Raw genomic sequence first — 24,999 nt, forward strand, 5'->3', positions numbered from 1 at the left:
GGCTGGCCACGCGCCTGCCGCCTGCTCTCTGATGGAGGCGGCGCTGACGCTGTGGCCAGTTGTACTGGAACTTATTGAATAAATACTCGAGTCGGAGATAACTCGGAATCAAAGACCGGCAGTCACGCGCCTTCGCTTTTTGAGCCGCCCCATATCGGAGAACTAAAATCCACTGTCCCCTGATCTGCTCATCTTTCATGACGGACGAGTGCGGCGTTCTTGCGATTTCCTATCCCATCCCCTAAACCTGCTAAAGCTCAGAAGAACAAGGGGCAAACATGCGCTCGGGGATCAGGACCTGTCTGGCGACGAATTTGCTCAACGGCTGTATCCAAATACCAATCGGCAAATACTGGTCGTAACGGCCGGCTTCCGCAAAGGAGGCCTAAGTCCACTGTTCCTGCATTACGCTCGGGAGGCGCCATGCCCACGAACAAGCGCATTATTGACCTGTCGGACTACACGTCCGTTCTTCCCTACGCCAGTGAGCTCTTTGGCGTCTACCAGCCGTTGATCGGCTGGAAATCGAAGCGCGTTCTGAAGCGCATGAACAAGGGAATGATCACTGGTCCGTCGTCCCGGCTTGCCGCATTGGCCGGACGCTATCAGGGCATTATCAGCGCGCGTTTCGACGCCTGCACCATCAATCGGGACAATTACCAGCCGGGCGTGGAACGGCGGTTCACCCTGCGCCCGCAAACGGACAGCGTCCTGCTTTCATCGATTTCGAAACTGCTGGGTGAAGCCGAGAAAGTTCCTGATGCCGACGGCTGGCGCAAGCTCATCAACGCGGACAGCCTGAAACGTATCCTGAACGAAGACGTGTTTTCTTTCCATGCCGGCGCGTTCCGCGAGCGATGCATGCAGTACGCACAGCTCCATCGCGGCAGGCAGGACCCCGCGCTGCAATCCGAAGTGGTGGACGTTCTCAAGACAGAATCAGCCATTGCCGGCGCGCTGATCGGCTATGTCGAGCACGCATTGTTCGACAAGCTGGAGGCCTTGTTCTATTTCGCCAGGACACCCAACGAGGACGTGATGGCCGCCGTGAGGGAGGGCGATTACAACGACCCCTATCTCAGCTTCGATCCGAAGAAGGACATCAAGGACGTCAGCCTCTCGCCGGTGGGTGTCGTCCACCTTTATCGTCAGTATTTCTTCGAACTCGATACCTTTCTCGGTACGCCCGTCAGCCACGTCTGGCTAAGCCCGGGTTCGAGCGTGGAGCTGATCGAGGTCAGCACGCGCAAGACCATCACCGAAAAGACCATCGAAACCTCGCTAGAAACCACTACCAAGACCGAACGAAGCACTACCAGCCAGGAAGAAATCAGCGAAGCCGTCAAACAGGACAACAAGGATGACATGAAGCTGGGTTTCAGCACCACGGTCAACCAGTCCTGGGGCACGGGAAATGCCACGGCCACGGGCAGCCTGAACCTCGACAAGACCCAGCAGGTAGCCCGCGAGCAGACGCAGAAGCGCTCGCGCCAGCAGACCGAGAAGCTCTCGACGGAAATTCGCCAGAACTTCAAGACGTCATTCCGGACGGTTACCGAAAATACCGATACGACCAGCAAACGCTACCTGCTCAATAACGCCACCAACGAACTCATCAATTACGAGCTGCGCCGCAAGATGCGTCAGGTCGGCGTGCAGATCCAGGATATTGGCTCGTACCTCTGCTGGGAATCCTTCGTGGACGAACCGGGCATGCAACTCGGGCTGCCGGATCTCGTGCATATCGCGACGCCGGCGGACCTGGTACTGGTGCCGAACCCCAAGCTGATCCCCATGCCGCCGCAGACCATCCAGGTCGGTTTCACTGGTGAAATGGAATGGTTCTTCCCCGAAAACCAGCGACAGTGGAATGGACCGGATGGTTTTCACCGGCTCAATACCATCGGCATACCGTCGATACCGGACGGCTACGAAGTCCAGAACAAGGGTGTCGTCATCGATATTGCGCAGGAGGTCGTTGTCATGGAGGACGACGATTCGGAATTCTTCAAGGGAATCACGGCCAGGGGCAAGCTCACGAACGACGGACTGTACGTGGACGTTGGCCTGGTTCTTGGTGGCGGAGGACTGGCCTGGGACGAGGGACGGATCCGGTTCAAGGTCAGCGGCAGCATCGATTGCAAGCTCAACGATGCGAAGATGAGCGAAATTGCAACCGCGAACGATGCGTTGATTTCCGCAAAACTCGTCGCCGACAACGAAAACCAGCGCAAGCAGGAGGAGGCTTTCCGAAAGACAGCCTCGGATCGAATCGCGCTGGCCAGCAAGATCACCAAACGGAAATTCGAGGATTTGCGTGAAGAAGAGCGGACCATCGTGTACCGCAACCTGATCAAGTCGCTGATGACGGAGCAGCATTACAAGAACCTGCCGGATACACAGACGGGCTTTGAAACGCGCCACGTGCTCTCGGAGCTGATCAACTCGATCTTCGATATCGACAAGATGCTCTATTTTGTCGCGCCAGAATGGTGGAAACCCAGAAAACGCAGCAGGCTGAACATCGGGGATGCTGCCATTGCCGACTCGATCAATGGCTCCCTGGTGAACTGGTCGGACAAGCAGCAGCGCTCGGACAATTACTTCATCACGGAAAAATCGGACCCGGCCCCATTGGGAAGCTCGCTGGGCTGGATGCTGCAACTGGACGGCGACGATCTTCGCAATGCCTTCCTGAATGCCCCCTGGGTAAAGGCCGTGATCCCGATTCGCCCGGGCAAGGAAAAGGCTGCGATCGCCTGGCTGCAGAACGTGAATGTCGAGGGCTCGGACGGGCTGGACGCCATTTACTCCGCGCCTGATGACGAATTGGTGCGGATCAACGTGTACCTGGGGTCCGGCAAGGTGCCGCGCCAGTTCACGGATGCTGAATGGGCTGCGATTTCCGCGGACACCGCGCCCGCTCCGGTCACGATCAGGCAGGCGCTGGAGTTTCTCTGCGCGGAGGTTAGCTACAAGGAAGACGTTTCAAAGACGGTATCCAGATACCCCAAGGAAGAGATCAATGACGACAACAAGGTACTGGCCACACCAATAGAGAAAGTATATGAACACGGCTTCTATCCCTTGAAGGGGGGATTCAAGGCGGTGGTGGAAGATTATTTCGAAACCATCAGCCAATGGATCGAGGTGTTGCCGACCGATCAGGTGGTACCAGTGGAGGTGAAATACGACCCCAAGACCGGCAGGCAGCTATGAGCGGGGAGGAATGGTTCTCGACCGATTCCGGCAAGGGCGTTGGCCGCATTTGCAAGAACGCCTGGGTACAGTCGTTTGTCGATGCCGATGAATACTATGCCGACCTGCGCAAGGAAGTGGAACAGACGGCCACGGGAGACACCATCTGCTGGATTGGCTTTGACGCCGACGGCGATACGCCGATGCCTGTTCAACCGAACAATGAAGAGGAAAAGAGCTGCCCGGCCCGTAAGCCCGGCGACGGGGACAAGACCTGGTTTGATCTGCTGAAAGAGGCGGACAACCGCGGCGTGAATTGCCGCGTACTGCTGAACGTGCATCCGTCACCCAAGCCGGCTGACAGGTACAAACGCGGGTTCGATCTGGTCGCGAAGCTCAATACCTTGAATCATTGCTGCGCGATCAATGACTCCAGGTATCTATACCTGAATGGCACACATCACCAGAAAATGGTGCTCGTCTACAACGCCAGAAAGGGATTGGTAGCGTATTCGGGCACCTGCGACGTGGAGACATCCCGTATTCGCGACAAATGGTGCGAGGTCCAGTGCAAACTCATGGGCGATGCGGCGGCAGAGTTGTATTCCATATTTCACCAGCGATACAGGGAACACACCCAGGTGTTTGCCAGGATTGGCAGTACCAATGCCTACCTGAAGCCGGTGGAACAACTGAAAACGACGGCCCCGCAGAGCGGCAACTTCCTGGTACAGGTGGGCACCACTTACGGCAATCCGCGCCGGAGCAATCCATTCTTTCCATTGCTGCCCCGCTTTTCATGCCCGAACCGGCAGGTTGTGCATGGACCGCATCGCGTGGAGTTATCCAGTGATAGTGTCGATTTGCTGAGTTCGCCGCACGTCTACACCATGATTGGCAACGATTTCTTCGTGGGAAAGGAAGCCGGGGCCAAACAGCTGATCGAGGAAGGGTTGAAGCAGGGCGAGACTTATTCGTTTGCACCCAACGGCCACACCGGCATTTATTACATGGTCAAGCAGGCGCTGGAGACGACGAAGAAGTTCATTTACATGGAAGACCAATACCTTGTGTGCGATAGCCCGATGGGTAACCTGGAATCCATGCTGGCATTGCTGGTCAACAAGGTCAAGCAAGACGCTTTCAAGAAGCTGATCCTGTTTTGCACGCGTGTCGACGACATCAACGACGAGTTCCAGGGGACGGCCTGGCAGCATCGCAGCAATTTCATTTCACAACTGGTGGCAGCCGCCCCCGACAAGGTGGAGGTCTGCCAATACAAGACCAAGGGGGCTGTGGGTTGTGGCGGCAACGACTGGAGCGGCATTTTCTACATCCACTCCAAGACCTGGATCTTCGATGACGAACTGCTGATCACGGGGTCGGCGAATTGCAATCGCCGCGGTTACTCGCATGACAGCGAATGCGATATCGCCATTTATGATCAGAACAAGATGTTCGTAAAGGACTTGCGCAAGCGGATCTGGAAGCGCAGGCTCAACGTCAAGGGATCAGCCGCAGCCCATTGCAGGACCGTGATCTCGACGATTTTCTGTCTGCCTGCAGATATTGGGGCGATCCAGACAGGTTCGGGATGGCCATCGAGAACAGCAAGCAGGTGTCTTTTCGTCCCACGAAATTTTCGGACGTGGATATGGCCACTTTTGCCGCAACGCTCACGAGCGACCCCACGGCGCCGGCGTTCTCGAACGACCCGGGCAACCAGTCGTTCATCAAGTCGCTCATCGGGCGGCTGAAGATGGATGCGTTGTGGAGTCTGGCAGTTGATCCTGATGGCTCTTGAAAGCGTCGCCAGATTTCAAATCATGCCGTGGAAAAGTAGTGGCAGGGCAGGAGCGGCAAGCTCGCAATGGTTGATTGCGAGCCGCCACGCTTCCGCCGTGCCGGAGAAAACCTGATTTCGTCAATAGTTGACCGACCTCACGCAGCGAGCTTTCAGCGGGAGGGCCTTCCCCCCAGGAGGGCATCCATGGGGCTCTGTGTCGCCTGCATGAACCAGGCGACGCCGGCCGGGCAGGCGGTAGTGCTGCCGGAGGCGCCTATCTCGCAAGCCGCGGGCAGATACCACGTTCCCGCAGACACGCCGCCAGACGTGCTGCCGTTGCAGGCGTTCGCTGCGTTGGTCGATCCCGTGCAATCCATGCTCGTGAAGCAGGGTGAGGGGGCACGTCAGTGGCGGGCTGGGCGTCCCTGGCTGCCCCGTCACTCCATCAACCCTGTGCTGAACAGCGCTTCGCCTCGGTCCTGCAGCAGTGCCAGCAAGCGAAGCGCGGCCGGCGACAGGTAGCCGTGCCGCCGATAGGTAACGCCGAGCTTGCGTCGCAGGGTGGCTTCCTTCAGCGGCACTTCGCTCAGCACCTGCGCATGTTCATTGAGCGTGTGCCGCGACAGAAAGCTCAGCAGTTCGGTCTTGGCAATCAGGCGCGGCAACAACGGAATCGAGTTGGCGCCAATCTGCGCGGACGGCTTGGGCAGGCCGTGCGACTGGAAGGCGGCGTCGAGCCACTGGCGGCTCGGAATGGATGTCGATGGCAAGACCCAATGCCATCCCAATAGCGACTTGAGGGTGACGCGTGGCAAGTCGAAGACGGGGTGCCCACGGCTGGCCACCACCACCACGACGTCTTCGACGATGGCATGGCTGACCAGCGCATCGTCCTCTTCGGCCATCATGCCGATCAGCAGGTCCAGCGAGCCTTCCTTGAGGCGCTCGCGCAAAACCAGGCTAGGCGCCACGGTGATGTCGATCGTCGTGGCCGGGGCTTCTCCCAGCAGGAGATTGCACAGTTCGGGAAGCACATGCTCGGCGGCAATCGGCCCGCTACCGATCCGCACATGCCCCGCATTGCCCTTGGCAAAGTCTCCCACCTCGCGCAGCGCCTCGTCGGCGGCGCCCCGCAGCATGCGCGCCCGCGCCAGCAGCACCTCGCCCACTGGCGTGAGTTGGATGCCGCGTCCCTTGCGCTCGAACAGTTCGCTTTCGAAGGCAGCCTCCAGCCGCTGAATCGCCTTGGTCAGCGCCGGCTGCGTGCGCCCGAGCTTTTCGGCCGCCTGCCCGACGTGTCCGAGTTCCGCCACCGCCTCGAAGTATTTCAGGTCTCGGAGCTGGATATCCATTTCATAACTCACAGGAATTGATGGATGAATATTAGCAAATAGACGGAATGACTTGGGGCCGCAAGAATACGTCCACAACGAAAGGAGACACGATGCAGCAATCCCGAATTCTTCTCGCTGCGGCGATCCTGGCGCTGGGCGTCACTGGCGCGCATGCCGATACCTGGCCGTCGCGTCCCGTCCGCCTCGTGGTGCCATTTCCCCCGGGCGGCGGCACCGACGCCGTGGCACGGCTGATCGCCGAGAAGATGTCCACGCAGGCGCACTGGACCGTGGTCGTGGAGAACCGCCCCGGCGCGGGGGGCAACGTCGGCCTGGATGCGGTGGCCAAGGCAGCGCCCGATGGCTACACGATCGGCCTGGGCCAGACGGCCAACCTGGCCATCAATCCTGCGCTGTACGCGAAGATGCCGTTCGATCCGCTCAAGGATTTCGCGCCCATTTCCACCGTGGCGTCGCAGCCCGTGGTGCTGCTGGTCAATGCCACGTCGCCGTACAAGACACTGAAGGATGCAGTGGCGGCGGCAAAGACCAAGCCCGAAGTGCTGCGCATGGGCACGCCAGGCAACGGCACGGTCTCGCATCTGGCTGGCGAACTGCTGGAGCGCCAGGCCGGATTCAAGCTGCTGAACGTGCCCTACAAGGGGGCCAGCCCCGCGATGATGGATCTGCTCGGCAACCAGGTGGAATTCAACTTCGCCAATACCGCGGCCGCCATTCCGCAACTGACGAACGGGAAGGTGCGTGCGCTGGCGGTCAGCTCCGCCCAGCGTGTTCGCAATGCGCCGCAACTCGCCAACGTCCCCACCATCGCCGAATCCGGCTATCCCGGCTTCGAGGCCATCACCTGGACCGGACTGGTCGCCCCGGCAAAGACGCCGGTCGCCATCGTCGAGCGGATCAATGCCGAAGTGCGCAAGGCGCTGGCGACGCCGGAGGTGCAGGACAAGCTTGCCCTGGAAGGCAGCGCCGCGATGGGGAGTACGCCGGCGCAGTTTGCCAACTACCTGCGCACCGAACACCGCAAGTGGGGCACGCTGGTTCGCGACGCCAACATCAAGCTCGACTGAATCTGGATTTACCCATGCATACCATTCTTGTCACCGCTCCCCGGCTGGCACCTGCGGGTGCGAGCCTGCTGGATCGCGCCGGCGCACGCGTCATCTACCTGTCCTCGGCCGACGCCGAACAGGAGGTCGAACGCATCATGGCCACCGAGCCCGTGGATGCGGTGATTTCGCGCACGGTCACGTTGTCCGGGCAGGCGATTGCGTCCTGTCCCACGCTGAAGGTCATCTCTAAACACGGGGTTGGCGTCAGCAATATCGATGTGGAAGTAGCCACCCAACGCGGCATCCCGGTCTATGTGACGCCGGGCGCCAATGCGCAATCAGTGGCGGAGATGGCGCTGGGCCTGATGTTCGCGGCCGCGCGGCGGATCGGCTGGATGGACAGCGAACTGCATGCGGGCCGCTGGTCGCGTGCGCAGGACGGCGTCGAGTTGCAGGGCAAGACCATTGGCCTGATCGGCTTCGGCCAGGTTGGCCAGCGGGTGGCTACGGTCTGCATGGCGCTGGGCATGGATGTCGTGGCCTACGATCCGGCGCTGGCCGGCGGGCGCAGCCCAGTGGAGGGCGCAGCCATCGCGGCGTCGCTGGACGAGTTGCTGCCGCGCGCCGATGTCCTGAGCCTGCACGTTCCGCTCAATCGCCATACGCGCGGCATGCTTGGCGATGCGCAGTTCAGCCTGTTGCCGAAGGGTGCCATCCTGGTCAATACGGCGCGCGGCGAAGTGGTCGACGAGACCGCGCTTGCCGCCGCGCTGCAGGATGGGCGCCTGTTCGCGGCCGGCCTGGACACGATGGCCGTCGAGCCGTTGCCCGCCGACAGCCCGCTGGCCACGTTGAAGAACGTCGTGCTGACACCGCACGTGGGGGGTTCCACGCCCGCCGCGCTGGCCGCAATGGCCACTGGCGCCGCGCGCAATGTGCTCGGCTGGCTGGACGGCCAACCCGTGGATCGCGCCGCCTGCGTCAATGCGCAGGCGCTGTTCTCCTGATTCCCATCATTCCCACCGTTCCCATCATTCATTCCACCGACACCGACATGACCTCATCCGACAACACCTCGCCCGTGCAGTGGCCGGCCGGCTATCGCATCAATCCGCGCGCCGAAGGCCCACACGCTGACATCGTGGCGGCCTTCCGGGAGATTCCCGTCGCAGCTATCGGCGATTCCATGAGCCGCAACATCGGCACGATCGGGCTGCGCCAATACCATCGCCGGCTGGAGGCAGTGCTGTGCGGTCCTGCAGTGACCGTGCGCGTGCGTCCCGGCGACAACCTCATGATCCACAAGGCCCTGATGATGGTGAAGCCAGGCGACGTGCTGGTGATCGATGGCGGTGCCGATGTCACGCAGGCGCTGGTCGGCGGGCTGATGCGAACCACCTGCGTGGCCAAGCAGCTCGGCGGGCTGGTCATCGATGGCGCGGTGCGCGACCTGTGCGAATGGGCGGAGGAGGGCATGCCGATCTTCGCCAAGGGCCATACCCATCGCGGCCCGAGCAAGGATGGTCCTGGCGAAATCAATATTCCAGTGTCGTGCGCAGGCCTGGCCGTCATGCCGGGCGACCTGATCGTGGGCGACGCCGACGGCGTGATTGCCGTGCCGGCGGCCGAAGCCGCATCCGTGCTCGAACGTTGCCGTGCCCATCTGGCCAAGGAAGCCAAGATTCGGGCGGACAACGCCGCCGGCACCTCGGACCCCGAGCGCTTCGACGCCGCGCTGCGGGCCAAGGGCCTGCCGGTTTAGGCGATCCGCCGCATTTTCACCACGCAGCATCACAACACCACAACATGGATCGAAGAGGAGACACACCATGAAAGCAAGACCGAGCATCCATCGCAAGCCAATCGGCGCCCGCCATTTACTGCGCAGCGCGCTGATCGCGCTGCCTGCCATCGCACTGCTGGGCGCCTGCGCCACCACTGACTCGATGCCGACGGCACACGACGCCCGCGTGGTCGAGGTGGCCAGCTCCGACCGCGTGGTCAACGCGCGGTGGCGACCACAGCCGACGGCAGCCGCCTGTTCGTATCGATGCCGCAGGTGGAGGGCCCCGGCGCTCAGGTGGCCGAGTTGAAGTGCGGCAAGTTTGTGCCGTATCCCAACCTGGAGTGGAGCCTCTGGAAGGACGGTGCCGATCCGCGTGCCACGTTGCTGCACGTGAATACGGTGCGTATTGGCCCTGACGGCGACCTGTGGGTGGTCGACGCGGGCGGCTTCCGCGTAGGTGGCAAGGCCGTGCCCGGTGCCGCCAAGATCGTTAGCATCGACCTGAAGACCAACCGGATCCGTCGCACCTACCAGGCGCCGGCATCGGTCATCGGCGAGTACAGCTACTTCAACGATATCCGCTTCAACGGCCGCAAGGCCTACATCAGCGATGCGGCGGCCACGCATCCCGGCATCGTCGTGCTGGATCTCGATTCGGGGGCGATGCACCGCGTGCTCGATAACCACCCCTCCACGATTGCCGCTCACGCGATGATCGCCGACGGCGGACGTGTCATCCGCCTGAAGGACCCGATCCCTGACAGCGCAGGCAAGCCGACCTACAGCAAGTACGTCAACATCGACCAGATCGAGGTGAGCCCCGATGGAAAATGGCTGTACTTCCAGCCCATCGGCGGCCCGCTTGCGCGCGTGCCGACCGCACTGATCAACGACCCGGGCGTGCCGGCGGACAAGTTGTCGGCAGCGGTCGAAAAGGTCGTGGATACCTGGATGGCGGCCGGCAGCGCCATCGACGCCGAAGGGAACATCTATATGTCGAAGGTCACCAACCGGAGCGTCATGCGTGTGTAATCCGACGGCAAGGTGTCGACGCTGGTTTCCGATCCGCGCCTGACCTGGATTGACGCGATGTGGGTGGCAAACGACGGCAACCTGTACATGCCTGCCGCGCAGCTCGACCGTACGTCCACCAACCTGGCTGGTGCTCCCGCACAGATCGAGTACCCGGTGAAGATCTACAAGATGCAGGTCCAGGCACAGCCGTCGGCAATCGACCATCGGTAAAGCCATCACGGCCCGGTTCGTAGCCAGGGTCGTTTCGTAGTCTGGCAACTCCGCCGCACCGTTATGTAGGTTAATATATAACGGTGCGCGCCTCGACGCGCGTCCAAAAACACGCCCGTCCGATCGAGTTCCAAGCTGCCAGACGCCATGCAACGACCGCCGTTTGCCCTCGCGCGCACCAGCGTACAAGGTGTTGCGCGCAGCCTCGATGCCGCTGGCTGCTGTACGCCTGCACCCGCGCCGCGCGCCGCCATCGGCCGCCGCGTAGGTCTGGCCGACCTCGATCCCCATTTTCACTGCTCGATCATTGGCACCTGCCTGTCGACGGGTGAATTGCGCAAGATCGTCCAGGGTGTCGCGCCTCTGGCGAAGGATGCCGACGACATCGAGGTCCATCACGAGGCGGTCAGCCTTGCGCAGCGGGGCGGACTGGCGGCCCGCGCCATTCAGAAAGCGCTGGAGCAGCGCCACAGCACCGCGATCCGGCAGTTTGCAGCGGCGACGGATGCCGAAGCGGTGTTGGCCGCCTGGAACCACGCGCTGGCCAGTGGCGATGTGCCAGGGGCCTATTGGGCCGCCATGACCCATCCGGCAACCTCGCCGGATGTCCGAAGAAAGGCGTTCGGCGATGTTCATATGCTGTCGCATCTGGTCGGCGCCGCCAATCGGGCCGACATCCGCCGCTTGGTTGCCCTGGAGGCCGAGAATCAGGCGCTGAAGGAGCAGGTAGCCGGGCAGCAGCAACGCATTCAGGGCATGGCCAGCGAGCAGGCCGAAGCGTTGCGGCAGGCCGAGGATGAACTGGCGATGCTCCGTGGCCGGCAAAACGCTGCCGCGCCGGTGCCTGTCATCGATATGGTTGATCGGCAGCCACTGATCACTGCGCAATTGCAGCGGATTGCCACAGCCGAAGCGCGCGAGGCGCATGCGAACGAATCCATGCGAGCGATGCAGACGGAACTCGACAGCCTGCGCCAGCAACTGGAGTCCAGCCGTGCGGAAGCACTCGCGATGGAGGCGCTGGTCGCCGGATTTCATGCCTCCGGCGAGGCTCGCGGCAATGAGGGGCTTGCGCTGGCCAACAAGCAGATTGTCTACGTGGGTGGCCGGCCTGGCACGACTTCCACTATCCGGGCACTGGTCGAGCGTGCCGGGGGCGGCTTCCAGGATCACGACGGCGGGCTCGAAGACCGCAAGGGACGCCTGCCTGCCATGATCGCGTCGGCGGACATGGTGGTCTTTCCGGTCGATTGCGTCGATCACGACTCGGTCAGCATGCTCAAGCGTGTCTGCCAGCATCAAGGCATTCGCTACTACCCGCTGCGCAGTGCGAGTGTCGCCAGCTTCCTGGAATTGATGGAACGCCTTGCCTGAGTCAGCGGTAATCCATCGCTGCCGCGCCGGCGCTTGGCGCCTTGATAAGCGGCGCCGATCAGGAAATCAAATCAAACGATTGGTCATGCCCTTGGGGTGTGTCCCAAGATGGTCACGTGCAGTTTCGGACTGTACCTCCCGCCCCGCGAAGAGCGTGGCATCGATCATCAGGACCCCAGCAAGGATACGAGAATGGCCAAGATTGTTTGTGTTCTCTACGATGACCCCGTCAAGGGCTATCCCAAGAGCTATGCGCGTGATGACCTGCCGCAGCTTGAGCGTTACCCCGACGGGCAGACGCTGCCGACGCCGCGCGCCATCGACTTCACGCCGGGCACGTTGCTGGGTAGCGTCTCCGGCGAGCTTGGCCTGCGCAAGTATCTGGAAGCCAATGGCCATGAACTAGTGGTGACATCCAGCAAGGATGGCGCCGGTAGCGTCCTGGACCGTGAGCTTCATGACGCCGAGATCGTGATCTCCCAGCCGTTCTGGCCGGCTTACATGACGGCCGAACGCATTGCCCGGGCGCCGAAGTTGAAGATGATCGTGACGGCGGGCATCGGCTCTGATCACACCGATCTGCAGGCAGCGATGGATCGTGGCATCACCGTCGCCGAGGTGACCTACTGCAACAGCAACAGCGTCGCGGAACACGTGGTGATGATGACGCTGGGACTGGTCCGCAACTACATTCCGTCGTACAACTGGGTGACCAAGGGCGGCTGGAATATCGCTGATTGCGTCGCGCGGTCCTACGACGTCGAAGGCATGCATGTCGGCACGGTGGCCGCCGGGCGGATTGGCCTGCGCGTGCTGCGCCTGCTCAAGCCGTTCGACATGAAGCTGCACTACATGGACCGCCACCGCCTGCCGGAAGCTGTGGAGCGGGAACTGAACCTCACGCACCACACCAACCTCGAAAGCCTGACCCGCGTGTGCGATGTGGTGACGCTGAATTGTCCGCTGCACCCCGAAACCGAGCACATGATCAACGCCGATTCGCTGAAGAAGTTCAAGCGCGGCGCCTACCTGATCAACACCGCTCGTGGCAAGCTCTGCGACACCAATGCCGTCGTGGCGGCGCTGGAAAGCGGGCAGCTTGCAGGCTACGCCGGCGACGTATGGTTTCCGCAGCCCGCGCCGGCCGATCACCCGTGGCGCTCGATGCCGCACCATGGCATGACGCCGCATATCTCCGGTACCAGCCTTTCGGCGCAGGCTCGCTATGCGGCGGGTACGCGAGAAATCCTGGAGTGCTATTTCGAGGGTCGGCCCATTCGCAATGAGTACCTGATCGTGCAGGGCGGCAGCCTGGCGGGTGTGGGCGCGCATTCGTATAGCGCGGGCAATGCCACGAAGGGGTCGGAAGAGGCCGCCCGGTTCCGGCAGAAGTAGGAGCGCAGGCCAGACCATCGGACCTGGCGCCCGGCAACGCAATGATGCTGCCGGGCGCCAAGGTTTCAATTCGCAAGCAGGGCGTCGATGCGCCCCTGCATATCGAGCTCCCGGAAGCCGCGTAGGGCAGCGCTCATGATCGGGCCAACCGGTTGTTGATCCCGATAGACGAGCCCGATCTGCCGCTCCAGTCGTGGAATCATGGGGATGGAATGCAGCCGCTCGGAAGTTTCCGTCAGGCACAGAACGCTGTGCGGCAGGATGCTGAAAAGCCTGGTGCGCTTGACGTGGGCGTATAGCGCCGTCATGGAATCCGTTTCCACGGCCGGGGCGGCGAGTTTGCCGGCTGCGGCGAAAGCAGCGTCGATGCCGCGCCGGCATTGCAGGTTGGCGCTGAACAGGCAGAGCGGCAGGGTTGCCGCGTGTTCCCACGAGGCGGTCTCCGCGCCCTCGAACATTTCGGCATCGGCGGCCACCAGGACGTAGCGCTCGCAAAAGATCGGCAAGGTACGGAAACTGCCGAGTCGTTCGTCGTCGAGATAGCTCACGCCGATGTCCAGTTCGAAATCGCCGAGCTTGCGCAGGATCTCGGTGGCGGAAAGCGTGTAGACCTGGTGCCGCATGCGTGGGTAGCGCTCCAGGCAATATTGCGTCAGCGTCGGCACGAGCGGCAGGGACGCCGGTATCACGCCCATGCGCAGCACGCCGGCTGGGTCTTCACGGCCCGCCCGCGCGTCCTGGCGCAGATGTTCGCAGTCGGCCAGCACGCGCCGCGCCCAGGCCAGCACGCGCTCGCCGTCTTCGGTAAAGCCTTCGAAGCGGCGTCCCCGCTGGATGATCACCACGCCCAACTCTTCCTCGATGCCCCGGATGGCCCCGGACAGGGCAGGCTGGGACACATTGCAAACCGCCGCCGCCCGCCCGAAGTGACGTTCCTTCGCGAGCGCCACCACGTAGCTCAGTTGCCGGATGAACATTTGCGTCTCCTTGGCTGGCTGCTGGCCGCAAGGTCGTTCGCGGACGCAGCTCCGTTATATTTTGCCAAATATATCGTATATCTGAGCCGGAAGGGATCGCCGTGCACCCGGTTGCACAGGTTACGACGGCACGGAAATGTTCTGATATATTACATACCAGTCGGGCGCCATGCTGATTGGCGTGGCTCGCCGGTATGCGATACAGGGACCGTCGCCGGTTGAAATCGAGGACAGCCGAATATGACAACAACGATCATCTACACCCACGCCGCGTGTCTGGAGCACCGCCCCGGTCCGCACCATCCCGAGTCGCCCGAGCGCCTGAAAGCCGTGGTGCAGGCGCTGCGAACACCGGATTTTGCGTCGCTGGCATGGCGCGACGCGCCGATGGGCACCGTCGAGCAGTTGCGACTGATCCACGATGCGGACTATATCGACGAGATCGAGCAGAGCATTCCCACCCACGGATACGTGCCACTCGACGCGGGCGATACCATCATGTCGCCGGGTTCATGGGAAGCCGTCATGCGCTGCGTCGGCGCGGCCTGCGCGGGTGTCGACGCCGTGATGGACGGCCAGGCCCGCAACGTGTTCTGCGCGACGCGGCCGTGCGGCCATCACGCCGAACCCGGGAAGGCGATGGGCTTTTGCATTTTCAACCAGGCGGCAATCGCGGCAGCCTACGCCTACGAGGTGCATAAACTCGAACGCGTCGCCGTGGTCGATTTCGATGTGCATCACGGTAATGGCACCCAGGACGCATTCTTCAACCGTCCGGAGCTGTTCTACGCGTCCAGCCACCAGTCGCCGTTCTATCCCGGCACCGGTGCGCGGTCCGAAACCGGGGTGAACCACAATATCGTCAACGTTCCATTGCCGCGCGGTTGCGATTCGACGCAATTCCGTGAGGCTATTTCCGCCCATGTACTGCCTGCGCTCACGGCGTTCGCCCCTGAGCTTCTCATTTTGTCCACTGGATTCGACGCACACCGCCTGGATCCCCTTGCAGGCATGAACCTGGAGGACGACGACTTCCATTGGGTCACCAGGGAATTGATGCAGATTGCCGACAAGACGTGCGACGGCCGCATCGTGTCGATTCTGGAAGGGGGGTACAGCCTGGATGCGTTGGCCACGAGTACGGTGGCGCATGTCGGCGCGCTAATGCAAGCCGAAGCCGCGTAGCGCTTTAATGCGTCGCCGGACCGGCTGCCTTCAGCGGATGGATATCGATGCGCACCTCAGGGCCATGGCACCGGGTGTAATGCTCGCAGCCCGAACAGGACGGCTCGGGGCATGGATGAATATCGAGCCGCTCGCAGACACGATGATAGAAGAATTTCTTCCATTTCATGTCTGTGATATTCGCGTCGAAGACCGGGCGGAAGTTCTCTACGAGTAGCGCAGAGACGTCTTCACGGCCCGACAGGGCCATGTCCTGCCACAGATGTGTGCTGCCGAAGCAGCCGCAGGCCAGGGCATGCGCTGCCCATCGCACCGCCAGCGCGTCGGCGCCCGGCGTCTGCCCGTCAACCAGCATGTCCACAAGGTCGCCAAACTCGCACGGCATCTCCATCGCCTCGACCGGTTCGGCGTCGGGTGCCCATCCGCTGCGCGCCGCACCAGGAAAATAATGGTCCAGCATGGCCCGGAATTCGGCGCCCGGCAGCCCAAGCCACTGCGCAAACCGGGGCAGGCGGCCGCTGGCAGCACTCTCGAGCACGCCAGACAGCGCACGCGAGACGCTGTCGCCGGGGTGCGACGCAAAGGCATCAAGAAGGAGCAGCGATCGGTTCATGCACCGAAATATATGCTCGTATATAGCGGTGGTCAAATACCCGGCATTCACGGTTGTCCCGCTGCGCGGGTTCAGTCCCTGCAGTAGCCTTCGCCCGCGCGGACCGTCAGGCAGTTCTTCTTGTCGGCGAGCCATTTCATGCCGGTCTCGGCGCCATTGGTGGCGCGGATGGTTTCCCTGGTGCCGTCGCGCTCGAATTCGATGTCGCCGTCGGCATACCGGCCCTCGAACTTGCGCGGACCGTCGAGATTCTGCACGGTGACGTCGTATTTGCCGTGGCCGCCGGCCAGTTCAAGGAACGTGCCTTCGGGCCCCGTCCATTTGCCGAGCCATGCGTCAGTGCGCGGTGCGCTGGCTGACATCGGTGTGTTTTCCGCATTCTTCTGAGAGGATGAATTGCGGTCCGAGCAGCCTGCCACGGCCACGATGGTAGTTAGTAATACGGCGAGGGGGAGGCGGAATGTCTTCATCGGTCGATTGACATGGGCGGGCATCGGCGGATTCTCGCACGGCGATTTGGAACGCCACGCCGAAGAGGACGAACCGCCCGTTTTTTTTCCCTTTATGACTTGCAGGCCAGTTGACCGGTACTGTATATTTATACAGTACTCGCCGCACCCCGGAAAACTTGGCTACTGAAGCCTCCGTGCGGCGCCCGCGCTTTGTCTCCCTATCTCGAAAGGCAACCATGTTCGTGGACCGCACCGAAATCATCAATGCCGCCAAGGCACTCCGCGCCAGCCAGGAAGAATCCAGGTACAGCAAGATCGTCGTGCTGGCGAACAAGCAGCTCAAGGCCATGCAGACGGCCATCCAGAAGGGCAAGGAAGAATTCGAGACCAGCCTGGTACTCGATATCACCGAAGAGAATCCGCAAGCAGCGCTGGAACCGCGGGCGCGCCGGCTGGCCGACGACCTTCGAGCGCAGGGCTATACCGCAACGGTGACGACGTTTGCCGAGGCCAGCACTGATCGCAAGAACTGGACGCCGAATATCACGGTCGTCATCGGTCTGGGCGATATGGTTGCGGAGGGCGAGAGCGAAATCGCGGAAAACATGGTGGCTGAGGAGACGAAAGTCGCGGTGGCCGACGAGGCTATCCCTGAAATGGCGTAAGGGCAGAGCAGGGCAGGCAGATAGTTCGGAACAGAGCCCGGCATCACGGGCTCTGTGTTCCGCTTTGGGATTCATGAAGTACGCCAGCGTCGATTCGGTTGGCACGAACAGCAGTTGCATCAACCGGCTCGTGGCGTCGTCGACGTAGACCAGCAGCGTGCAGGCCGGCGCCCGGTCCTCAAACCAGGCGTGGTCGCTGCCATCAATCTGCACCAGTTCGCCCAGGCAGGCCCGGCGGTTGCGCGGCTGATGCACCTTGGGCGGACGCAGCTTGCGGGGCACCAAGAAGCCGGCGTCGATCATGATACGGCGTACGCAAGACGGCGACATCTCGATGCCATGGCGCTCGCGCAGCTTCTCGGCCGCCAGCGTCGGCCCGAAATCGGCGTAGCTATCGCGGATCAGGCCACGGACACGGGACTCCAGGCCGGGAGGCAATTGGCGGTTGCTGGAACGCCCGCGCTTGCGCGATACCAGTCCACCGGGGCCGTCCTCCAAAAGCCGCAGGACCAGGCGCCTGACATGCCGGGTACTGATGCCCAGACGCTCGGCAGCTCGCCAGCGCGCCAGATGGCCGTCGGCCACAGCCTGGATCACCTTCATGCGGTCCAACTCACGCATGCTCATGGTCACCAATCCCTGTCCGTGCATCGCTGCCTCCCGTAGCGGCCGGTGAATCTCGGAGCCTACGGGACAACAAAGGTGACATCTCTAATCACCGCAAAGGTGACATTACTAAAAACGGCCAACAACTCATCGGATGGATAATATATATTATGTTAAATAAAAAATGCATCCATTTATCCCCCCAACTCACGATGCCAATCTCCCCAAACCGTGCAAATCCCAAAACCCTGCATCTCAACCTCTGCCACCCTGAACCACCTTAAAACCCCGCACGTAAATCTCCATGCATGCAGCCCTCAACGGCACCGACATCTTTTTCGACATCGACGGCGAGGGATTTCGTCCTGCGCGGGAAGAATTGGTGGAAAAGCCGGTCCTCGTGGCCATCCATGGCGGTCTGGGATTTGATCATGGCTATCTGAAGCCTGGTCTTTCCGCGCTTCGCGATCAGGCGCAACTGCTTTATGTCGATCTGCGTGGTCAGGGGCGTTCCGGGCGGCCGGCGCTCGAAACCTGCTCACTGGAGCAGATGGCCGATGACGTGGCGGCGCTCTGTGTGCATCTGGGGATGCGGCGGGTGCATGTATTTGGCCACTCGGCCGGCGGGTTCGTGGCGATGCATCTGGCGTTGCGGCATCCAGCGCTGGTGCGTGGGCTGGTGTTGTGCAGCAGCTCGCCGACCGTGCAGCCGATCGTGGACGATGGCGGCGAGCCGGCGCCATCGCTGGCGTCGCGCGCTGGCCCGGAGACTCTGCCCGTGGCGGCGCGGGTGTTTGGCGGCGATATCAGCGCGGAAAGCGTCGAGGCGTTTTTTCGGCAAGTGGGTCCGTATTACGCGGCGCCAGACCATATGGATGTGCCGCCGCGCCTCACGGCCCTGAGCATTGCGTCGGTCGACATGATGCGGCACTTCATGACGGTAGTGGCGCCCGCTTATGACTTGCGGCCGCGTCTGGGCGAGATCGACGTGCCTACCCTGGTGCTGGTTGGCAGGCACGACTGGGTATGTCCGCCGCGTGCCAGCCGGGCCATCGCGCGTGGCGTGGCGGGCGCGGTGCTGGTGGAGTTTGACGAGGCCGGCCATTTTCCGTTTTCGGAGACGCCCGATCAGTTTGTTAGCGTGATGGCTAACTATTTCATCGACGCCGCTGACGATTGAGCCGCCCCGCTCTCGGCGGCTAACCGCCTTGTCCCGCGTGTTTTTCAAGTAGCGTCACCAGCGCGACCATGGCTTGATTGATCGGCGTGGCGATGCCGTGTGACAGGCCGCGCCGGACGATGGTGCCGTTGAGCGATGCGATTTCGGTGGGTCGCTTGCGCGAAAGATCCTGCGCCATCGAGGAACACTGGCCCGCCGGAATGGTCTGGCGGATGCGCTCGATCTGGCGGTCTGTGTCCAGGTCCATGCCGACACCCTCGGCGTGGGCCACGGCCAGGCATTCCGCAACCAGGTTGCGCATCGTGTCGTCCGCCGCGGCTTCTGCGCGAATGTCGCCATAGGGCAGACGGACGATTGCCGATAGCGCGTTGTAGGCGCAGTTCAGCACCAGCTTGTCCCATAGCGGCACCATCACGTCCGCCGAGACGGTCGTTGGCACGCCGGCCTCGCAGAACAGTCGCGCAATGCCTGCACTGCCCCGCGACATACCGATAATCAGTTCGCCACGACCGTGGTGCTTCAGGTGTCCCGCGCCGGCCATTTCGCAGGCTACGTAGACGGCGGCCGGAATAACTTCGCATGGCAACGCTTCCTGCAGCAATGGCACGTTGTCGATGCCGTTCTGCAGCGATATCACCACCGCACCGGGTTTCAGGAACGGACGCATCTCGTTGGCTGCGCTCAGGGTGTCGGTCGACTTCACGCAGAGCAGCACGATATCTGCGTCTTTGGCCGCCTGCGCGCTCGTACTGGCGCCGATGGCGATGTGCTGGTCGAATGCCGCCGACTCGAAACGCAGGCCGCTCCGCTGGATGGCATCAACGTGGGCGGGCCGGCCCACCAGCACGGTCTCGAAACCGGCCTTGGCCACCATGGCGCCATAGAAACAGCCGACGGCGCCTGCGCCGATAACAGTGATTTTCATCCGCCCTCCGTTGCAAGGATCGACACATGCCGCGCGTACGTGGCGTGTCAAGGAACGGCCCGCCCCAGCGCATAGTTGACGAAGCAACAGCGGGCGCAGTGCGTATGCGCAAAGCGTGGTGCGCAACCGCGCCCGTTAATCGTGATCAGGCACCAGCAGCAGCTTGCCCGTGGTAGCCCGACTCTCCATATCGGCATGCGCACGCGCGGCGTCCTTGAGCGGATATCGGCCGCCGATGTTGGGCTGAAGCCTGCCGTCCAGGATCCACTGGAACAACTGCGCAGCACGTGCCTGCAGGCGTTCGGGCGTGCGGACATGGTGGGCATAGACGGCGTAGCCGATCTTGACGCTCTTTGGCAGCGACATGATGTCGAGCAGCCCTGGCCCGCCGAGAACCGGGCCGTACCAGCACAGCGTGCCGGCTACCTTCAAGGCATCGAGTGAACCCTGGAACGTTGCAGGCCCGGAGCCGTCGAAGACCACATCCACGCCTTCGCCGCCAGACAACTGGATCGCCTCGGCGGCGAATTGGCTAGTCTTGTCGACGATGACATGATCGGCACCGGCCGCCCGAGCGATGCCGGTCTTGCTATCGGACGACACGCGGCCGATCACCCGGCCACCCCGTAGCTTGATGATCTGCGTGAGCAGCAGCCCAACTCCGCCCGCCGCGGCGTGGACCAGGGCGATGTCGCCGGGCCTTACCGGATAGAACTCGGTGGCAAAGTGGCTGGCCGTGAGTCCGGCCATCATGATCGATGCTGCTGTCTCGTCGTCGACGCCGTCAGGCACGGGCACCAGCGCGGCAGCCGGCACCGTCACCATTTCTGCGTAGCTGCCGGGCGCGTAGGCCCAGGCCACGCGCTGGTCCGGCGCCAGGTTGTGCACGCCCTCGCCCACCGCCACCACACGTCCGGCACCTTCCACGCCGATGACCTTCGGATACGGCAGTTCGGTCCAGAAATGGCCCTGCCGGACGCCCATGTCCATGAAATTCACGCCGGCGGCAGCCACCTTGACCAGGACTTCGCCCGGCCCCGGCGTCGGCGTGGGCCGCTCGACATACTGCATCACGTCCGGCCCGCCGCCGGTTTCGATCATCACCGCTTTCATGAGTCGCCTCAGTACCGTTAGTACGGATCAGTTATGGAACATTCGTTCCAGAATGGTCAAAAAAATCAGGTCAGCGCTCGCATGGCCAGCTGACCCAGCGCACGCAACTCGGTATCGCCCGAACCGCCACGCGCGGCGAGTCGTAGCGCCGAGATGCTGGCCCACAGGAATGCCGCCATATGGCGTGGTTCGGCATTGGCCACCATGTCGCCATCCTGCTGCGCCGTGCGGATGGTGTCGATCAGCGCCGCCGACAGCAACTTGCCCGATGCGTCCCGAATGGCGTTGACCTGTTCGTCCTTGTCGCCGAACTCGCTGATGGAGCCCACGCCCAGGCATGGCTGGTGGGCGTTGCGCACCACGCGATCCATCATCTTGCGAATGCCGTCGATGGCCGTCGGGCCGCTGCGCAGCGCGGCGATGTGGGCCTGCGTTTCCGTTTCGGCATAGCGCTGCAGCGCGGCGCAGTACAGCTGCCACTTGTCCTCGAAGGTGTCATAGAGACTCTGCCGGCCGATTTTCATCGCGCTGGTGAGCATGGTGGCGGACGTGCCCGCGAAACCGTGTTCGCAGAACACGTGGATTGCCGCGTCGAGCGCTTCGCCCTTGTCGAATTCTTTAGGTCTGGCCATGGCTTGCACTGTAGCCATATTGGAACGATTGGTCAAGAATTCGATGAGCCAGATCCGAAGACGCTTACTTTTGTGCCGAAGGCCGTGTATAAGTGCGAGAGACTTGATCCGAAATCAACAATGAAAACGACCATCGACGAACTGCTGGCCTTTGCGGCCGTGGTCGACACGGGATCCATCACGGCGGCCGCGGAGCAACTGGAACTGACCGTTTCGGCCACCAGCCGCACGCTGAGCCGACTGGAAGAGAAGCTGCAGACCACGCTGCTGCGCCGGACCACGCGCCGGCTGGAACTGACCGAGGAAGGTGCGGCATTCCTGCAGCACGCGCGGGCCATCCTGGCCATGGTCGACGATGCCGAGGAGCAGATGGCGGCGCGGCGCATGCGTCCGGTGGGCCGTCTGCGGGTGGATGCCGCCACGCCGTTCATGCTGCATGTGATCGTGCCGCTGGTGGAGGGCTTTCGGGAACGCTACCCGGACGTGGAGCTGGAGCTGAACTCCAACGAGGGCATCATCGACCTGATCGAAAAGCGCACCGATGTGGCCTTCCGTATCGGCACGTTGAAGGATTCCACCTTGCATGCCCGCCCGATCGGCACGAGCCGGATCCGAGTGATGGCCAGCCCCGACTACCTGAAGCGCCATGGCACGCCGACCAAGGTGGAGCAGTTGCCGGGGCATTCGCTGCTGGGTTTCACCCAGCCCGATTCGCTCAATGACTGGCCGCTGCGCGATGCCGGCGGCGGCATTGTCCATATCAAGCCGACCATTGCGTCATCGAGCGGCGAGACCTTGCGGAGCCTGGCGCTGGCCGGCCAGGGCATCGTCTGCCTGTCCGATTTCATGAGCCGGGCCGATCGTCGCGATGGCCGGCTGGTGCAGTTATTTGCGCGCCAGACGCTCGACGTGCGCCAGTCGATCAACGCGGTCTACTACCGCAATACCGCCCTCGCCTCGCGCATTACCTGCTTTGTCGACTACGTGGTTAGCGTGCTGGGCAGCAAGCCGTTCGAGGAATAAGGCCCGAGGGTCCTTATTCCGGATGGTGCTGGCGATCTTCCTCGCGCCATTTCCGCCGTTGCCGGCGCAGACGCTTGAGCACCGGCAACCCGAACTGCCACGCACGACGCGGGTCTGCATCCACCAGCAGGCTGAGCGCCCGCGCGTAGTCGCGCACTAGTCCGGGTGTCCAAGCCATGGTCTTGGCGCGCTTGCGGATCTGCGCGGCCATCCATAGTTCGGGGGTCAGCATGACCTTCAGCAGCATGGTCCAGCCATGCCGGCTGTCGCGCCGGCGCATCAACGCGCCCTCCACCGCGGCCTCCAGACCGCGCGCCACGCTGACGGCGCAGTTGCGGTACGTCAGGTTATAGGTGGTGTCGGCGCGCCATGCATGCCAGAAGCGTTCAAGGCGATCCGGATCGTAGTTGCGCAGATGCACGCGCGCCGTGGACTCGCCCCGGCGCGCGCTTTCCGCTGCGTAGTCCGGCTCGAACATGCCCTGTACATCGTTGTCGATGGATGCACGCAGCGCCTGCGCGACGCTGTCTGGCGTACGGCTCAGCGGCGTCGCGGGATCGAAACTGATATAGATGCCTTCGGGCGATTCCAGTGCCGCATGCCCGGTCCAGACGGCGCCGTTGGCATCCACGGCAGCAATGTAGCGGTCGATGAGGGGCCGGCGCCGCATGGGATCGCGTACGGAGCCCGAGGGCGTCCAGACGTGCACGGTCAGCGCCGGCGTGCCGTTGGGCTCCTGTGGCGGCAGGGGCACGGGCTGCGGAAAAAGCAGCGTCTTGGTGACCTTGTGGATGGCGGCGAATTCGGTGCCGGCCCACAGCGGCGGCCCTTCGTGACGATGATGCGCCGATGCCGAGTGGCCACGCCGGCGCGGCCCATGCATCAGGCTTTCGATGGTGGCCGTGGCCGGCACGCGCACCGCGCGGTGGGCCAGCAGCACCATGCTCCAGCCGCCAAACAGCAGCCATAGCGACAGCGCAAACGGCACGGTGCCCTGGTAATGCGAGGGATAAGGTTGGTAGAAAACGATGGCGATGACGATTTCCAGCACGCCGGTGCCCACCGCCCAGCGCCAGCGCGGAAACCGCACCAGGCTGGCCGACACGCATTGCAGCAGCCCGTCCACCAGGAACATCGTGCCGAAGATCATCGACAGCCAGAATTCGCCGTGGTGATGGCCCGCCAGCACCAGCGACGCTGCCAGGATCAAGGCCAGTGCCTTGAACACCCGCAGGCTGCGCATGCCGCCTGCGCCCACAAAGGCCACCACCAGGGTGCCGGCGCCGGCCGCCAGCAGCAGGATGGCGAACAGTTCCAGCGGAAAGTACACCGCGCCGTCCAGCCCATCGACCAGCAGCACCACGCCCGCCACCAGAAAGCCGATACCGAGCCAGAACATGCCCCGGGCGCGCTGGCGCAGATAGTCGAATCCCAGCAGGATCAGCACCAGTCGGATCATCGTGTCTCCCCCGCGACGGCCTCCTCGCGGATTCTAGTCACAACAGGGCCATCGCGCGACCTCCGGCCTGGGCGTCACATCCCGATCGGCGGCGCGGCTTAGCCCGGGCCGCCCTTGCTGCCGGGCCGCATGGTGGCGCTTTCCAGCAGTTGTTCGTGGATGAACGCGTACAGCACCAGCGATTCGCGCTCGCCGTAGGTGTCGAAGGCAACGCCGACGTGGTGGAACGGCTCGGAGGCGTCGGCATCCGGGTCTTCGCGGGTCCAGCCGTCGACGGAGAGCTTTTTCTTCATGCCGGCGGCCTGCAAAGTGAACTCCAGCTTGACCTGCTGGCCGGGCGTGCTGAACTGGTCCGATGCCGTGGAAATGGATGCCCCGCCGGTGCTCAGGTCGGTAATCAGCACGGTTTGCCGCGCCGACTGCCCATCAGCCAGCGACAGCGACGCCACCAGGCGCACAGGCACACGGATGCTGCCGCGCAGCTCGCGGGCTTCGAGATGGCGGATGTCGTCGAGCATCCAGTACGGAAACGGGGTGCGCGACGTGGCCTGGACGCGCGCCGAGAAGCTGTGGATATTGGTGCCCGAGAACCCGCGGAACAGCACGGTCTCGCCATCGGCGATCTCAGCAGCGATGCCGGCCAGGCTGGGCCAGCCGATGAACGCGGCGCCTTCGTTGAACCCGATCAGGCGGCTCACGGCCGCGCGGTTGGCGTCTCCTGGCCGTTTGACGTGCAGCAGCGTGCCGACCAGCAGGCCGTAGCGGTCGTGCCAGGGGGCATTTGGCGCGTCGGCGCGCAGCGGGGCCAGGTCGTCGGCCCAGAAGCAGCGGCCGGCCCGCAGCGCGAGCGTGCGTTCCTCGGCGGTATTGAACACGGTCCCCTCGTCGGCGACCGGAAACCCCAGTTCGTCGACCAGCGCCGCCTTCAGCGGACTGCCCAGCTCGATATCGTCAGCCTGCACTTCCCTGCGCATCGCTTGC

The 24,999-nt window shown here is 62.9% G+C and carries 21 protein-coding genes and 1 pseudogene; 12 read left to right on the forward strand and 10 right to left on the reverse strand.

All coding sequences use genetic code 11. The features are described 5' to 3' along the window. The first annotated feature begins 423 nt into the window (after positions 1-423). Positions 424-3,219, forward strand: a complete 2,796-nt coding sequence (locus MFF62_RS24280; protein WP_238265678.1) for a hypothetical protein — start codon at positions 424-426, stop codon at positions 3,217-3,219. Then, on the forward strand, positions 3,216-4,955 hold the full coding sequence (locus MFF62_RS24285; protein WP_238265679.1) for a phospholipase D-like domain-containing protein: 1,740 nt from the start codon (positions 3,216-3,218) through the stop codon (positions 4,953-4,955). Before MFF62_RS24280 ends, MFF62_RS24285 begins: the two co-directional genes overlap by 4 nt. A 466-nt stretch (positions 4,956-5,421) precedes the next feature. On the opposite strand, the gene MFF62_RS24290 is transcribed toward MFF62_RS24285, so the two are convergent. Then, positions 5,422-6,336, reverse strand: a complete 915-nt coding sequence (locus tag MFF62_RS24290) for a LysR family transcriptional regulator (RefSeq protein ID WP_238265680.1) — start codon at positions 6,334-6,336, stop codon at positions 5,422-5,424. Positions 6,337-6,428: 92 nt separating this feature from the next. Here MFF62_RS24290 and MFF62_RS24295 point away from each other — a divergent pair, with 92 nt between their 5' ends. From MFF62_RS24295 to MFF62_RS24325, 7 genes are all read left to right on the forward strand, one after another. Continuing rightward, positions 6,429-7,406 carry a Bug family tripartite tricarboxylate transporter substrate binding protein gene (locus MFF62_RS24295; RefSeq protein ID WP_238265681.1) on the forward strand — a complete coding sequence of 326 codons (978 nt, stop codon included), beginning with the start codon at positions 6,429-6,431 and terminating at the stop codon, positions 7,404-7,406. A 14-nt stretch (positions 7,407-7,420) separates the two neighbouring features. After that, the gene (locus MFF62_RS24300; protein ID WP_238265682.1) at positions 7,421-8,395 is read left to right on the forward strand and encodes a hydroxyacid dehydrogenase; all 975 of its coding nucleotides are present in this window, start codon (positions 7,421-7,423) and stop codon (positions 8,393-8,395) included. Positions 8,396-8,442: 47 nt separating this feature from the next. Beyond that, positions 8,443-9,150: an RraA family protein gene (locus MFF62_RS24305; RefSeq protein ID WP_238265683.1), complete on the forward strand. Its 708-nt coding sequence runs from the start codon at positions 8,443-8,445 to the stop codon at positions 9,148-9,150. Positions 9,151-9,399: 249 nt separating this feature from the next. After that, positions 9,400-10,206: a major royal jelly family protein gene (locus MFF62_RS24310; RefSeq protein WP_238265684.1), complete on the forward strand. Its 807-nt coding sequence runs from the start codon at positions 9,400-9,402 to the stop codon at positions 10,204-10,206. Between the two features lie 12 nt (positions 10,207-10,218). Beyond that, the gene (locus MFF62_RS24315) at positions 10,219-10,419 is read left to right on the forward strand and encodes a hypothetical protein (protein WP_238265685.1); all 201 of its coding nucleotides are present in this window, start codon (positions 10,219-10,221) and stop codon (positions 10,417-10,419) included. A 147-nt stretch (positions 10,420-10,566) separates the two neighbouring features. Beyond that, complete coding sequence (locus MFF62_RS24320) at positions 10,567-11,793, forward strand: DUF2325 domain-containing protein (protein ID WP_238265686.1); 1,227 nt, start codon at positions 10,567-10,569, stop codon at positions 11,791-11,793. 192 nt (positions 11,794-11,985) lie between these two features. After that, a complete protein-coding gene (locus MFF62_RS24325; protein WP_238265687.1) occupies positions 11,986-13,188 on the forward strand; it encodes an NAD-dependent formate dehydrogenase in 1,203 nt (400 codons plus the stop codon). Positions 13,189-13,253: 65 nt separating this feature from the next. Here MFF62_RS24325 and MFF62_RS24330 read toward each other — a convergent pair whose 3' ends face one another. Further along, positions 13,254-14,165 (reverse strand): LysR family transcriptional regulator, encoded by a 912-nt coding sequence (locus tag MFF62_RS24330; protein WP_238265688.1) that lies wholly within the window; start codon positions 14,163-14,165, stop codon positions 13,254-13,256. Between the two features lie 240 nt (positions 14,166-14,405). Here MFF62_RS24330 and MFF62_RS24335 point away from each other — a divergent pair, with 240 nt between their 5' ends. After that, positions 14,406-15,350 (forward strand): histone deacetylase family protein, encoded by a 945-nt coding sequence (locus MFF62_RS24335; protein ID WP_238265689.1) that lies wholly within the window; start codon positions 14,406-14,408, stop codon positions 15,348-15,350. Positions 15,351-15,354: 4 nt separating this feature from the next. On the opposite strand, the gene MFF62_RS24340 is transcribed toward MFF62_RS24335, so the two are convergent. From MFF62_RS24340 to MFF62_RS24350, 3 genes and pseudogenes are all read right to left on the reverse strand, one after another. Continuing rightward, positions 15,355-15,963, reverse strand: a complete 609-nt coding sequence (locus MFF62_RS24340; protein WP_238265690.1) for a nitrogen fixation protein NifQ — start codon at positions 15,961-15,963, stop codon at positions 15,355-15,357. 71 nt (positions 15,964-16,034) lie between these two features. Next, complete coding sequence (locus MFF62_RS24345; RefSeq protein ID WP_238265691.1) at positions 16,035-16,457, reverse strand: hypothetical protein; 423 nt, start codon at positions 16,455-16,457, stop codon at positions 16,035-16,037. A gap of 683 nt (positions 16,458-17,140) precedes the next feature. After that, positions 17,141-17,731, reverse strand: a pseudogene (locus tag MFF62_RS24350) (helix-turn-helix domain-containing protein); the annotation flags it as partial. Between the two features lie 259 nt (positions 17,732-17,990). Between MFF62_RS24350 and MFF62_RS24355 the strand changes: the two are divergent. After that, positions 17,991-18,866, forward strand: a complete 876-nt coding sequence (locus tag MFF62_RS24355; RefSeq protein WP_238265692.1) for an alpha/beta fold hydrolase — start codon at positions 17,991-17,993, stop codon at positions 18,864-18,866. Positions 18,867-18,885: 19 nt separating this feature from the next. On the opposite strand, the gene MFF62_RS24360 is transcribed toward MFF62_RS24355, so the two are convergent. The 3 genes from MFF62_RS24360 to MFF62_RS24370 form a co-directional block, all read right to left on the reverse strand. Continuing rightward, positions 18,886-19,791, reverse strand: a complete 906-nt coding sequence (locus MFF62_RS24360; protein WP_238265693.1) for a ketopantoate reductase family protein — start codon at positions 19,789-19,791, stop codon at positions 18,886-18,888. A 135-nt stretch (positions 19,792-19,926) separates the two neighbouring features. Beyond that, entirely contained in the window at positions 19,927-20,904 is a 978-nt protein-coding gene (locus tag MFF62_RS24365) for a quinone oxidoreductase family protein (protein ID WP_238265694.1), read from the reverse strand. A gap of 65 nt (positions 20,905-20,969) precedes the next feature. Continuing rightward, positions 20,970-21,536 carry a TetR/AcrR family transcriptional regulator gene (locus tag MFF62_RS24370; RefSeq protein ID WP_238265695.1) on the reverse strand — a complete coding sequence of 189 codons (567 nt, stop codon included), beginning with the start codon at positions 21,534-21,536 and terminating at the stop codon, positions 20,970-20,972. Between the two features lie 120 nt (positions 21,537-21,656). Here MFF62_RS24370 and MFF62_RS24375 point away from each other — a divergent pair, with 120 nt between their 5' ends. Next, positions 21,657-22,559 (forward strand): LysR family transcriptional regulator, encoded by a 903-nt coding sequence (locus MFF62_RS24375; protein WP_238265696.1) that lies wholly within the window; start codon positions 21,657-21,659, stop codon positions 22,557-22,559. 13 nt (positions 22,560-22,572) lie between these two features. Here the strand turns inward: MFF62_RS24375 and MFF62_RS24380 are convergent, their stop codons facing one another. Both MFF62_RS24380 and MFF62_RS24385 read right to left on the reverse strand, forming a co-directional pair. Further along, complete coding sequence (locus MFF62_RS24380) at positions 22,573-24,018, reverse strand: HdeD family acid-resistance protein (RefSeq protein ID WP_238265697.1); 1,446 nt, start codon at positions 24,016-24,018, stop codon at positions 22,573-22,575. Between the two features lie 98 nt (positions 24,019-24,116). Then, positions 24,117-24,992 (reverse strand): flagellar brake domain-containing protein, encoded by an 876-nt coding sequence (locus MFF62_RS24385; protein WP_238265698.1) that lies wholly within the window; start codon positions 24,990-24,992, stop codon positions 24,117-24,119. Between the last annotated feature and the right edge of the window lie 7 nt (positions 24,993-24,999).

The organism is Cupriavidus pauculus (genome assembly GCF_022179805.1).
Classification (GTDB): Bacteria; Pseudomonadota; Gammaproteobacteria; order Burkholderiales; family Burkholderiaceae; genus Cupriavidus; species Cupriavidus pauculus_E.